Annotated in this window: 1 rRNA gene; it reads right to left on the bottom strand. The window is 51.0% G+C overall.

What is annotated here, in order from left to right:
- Positions 1–48: 48 nt before the first annotated feature.
- Positions 49–1,199 (bottom strand): 23S ribosomal RNA (locus IP91_RS25900); the annotation flags it as partial.

Raw genomic sequence — 1,199 nt, 5'->3', positions numbered from 1 at the left:
CTCAAACACAGGTAAATGCTTGTTGTTGACTATAACCGTCAAGGTTATAGGGACAAGCCTTACGGGCAATTAGTATCAGTTAGCTTAATGCATTACTGCACTTCCACACCTGACCTATCAACGTCCTGGTCTCGAACGACCCTTCAAAGAGCTCAAGGCTCTGGGAAATCTCATCTCAAGGCAAGTTTCCCGCTTAGATGCTTTCAGCGGTTATCTCTTCCGAACTTAGCTACCCGGCAATGCCACTGGCGTGACAACCGGTACACCAGAGGTTCGTCCACTCCGGTCCTCTCGTACTAGGAGCAGCCCCCTTCAAATTTCCAACGCCCACGGCAGATAGGGACCAAACTGTCTCACGACGTTTTAAACCCAGCTCACGTACCACTTTAAATGGCGAACAGCCATACCCTTGGGACCGGCTACAGCCCCAGGATGTGATGAGCCGACATCGAGGTGCCAAACTCCCCCGTCGATATGAACTCTTGGGAGGAATCAGCCTGTTATCCCCAGAGTACCTTTTATCCGTTGAGCGATGGCCCTTCCATACAGAACCACCGGATCACTATGTCCTACTTTCGTACCTGCTCGACTTGTCGGTCTCGCAGTTAAGCACGCTTATGCCATTGCACTATTAGCACGATGTCCGACCGTACCTAGCGTACCTTCGAACTCCTCCGTTACACTTTAGGAGGAGACCGCCCCAGTCAAACTGCCTACCATGCACTGTCCCCGATCCGGATAACGGACCAAGGTTAGAACCTCAAATGAACCAGGGTGGTATTTCAAGGTTGGCTCCACGAGAACTGGCGTCCCCGCTTCAAAGCCTCCCACCTATCCTACACAGATTGATTCAAAGTCCAATGCAAAGCTACAGTAAAGGTTCATGGGGTCTTTCCGTCTAGCCGCGGGTAGATTGCATCATCACAAACACTTCAACTTCGCTGAGTCTCGGGAGGAGACAGTGTGGCCATCGTTACGCCATTCGTGCAGGTCGGAACTTACCCGACAAGGAATTTCGCTACCTTAGGACCGTTATAGTTACGGCCGCCGTTTACTGGGACTTCAATCAAGAGCTTGCACCCCATCATTTAATCTTCCAGCACCGGGCAGGCGTCACACCCTATACGTCCACTTTCGTGTTTGCAGAGTGCTGTGTTTTTATTAAACAGTCGCAGCCACCAGTTTATTGCAACCCTTTC

It is taken from the genome of Pseudoduganella lurida (assembly GCF_007830455.1).
In the GTDB taxonomy this organism is placed as follows: Bacteria; Pseudomonadota; Gammaproteobacteria; order Burkholderiales; family Burkholderiaceae_D; genus Rugamonas; species Rugamonas lurida.
Note: the sequence above shows the minus strand (reverse complement) of the source record. Positions and strands in the feature narration are given on the sequence as shown.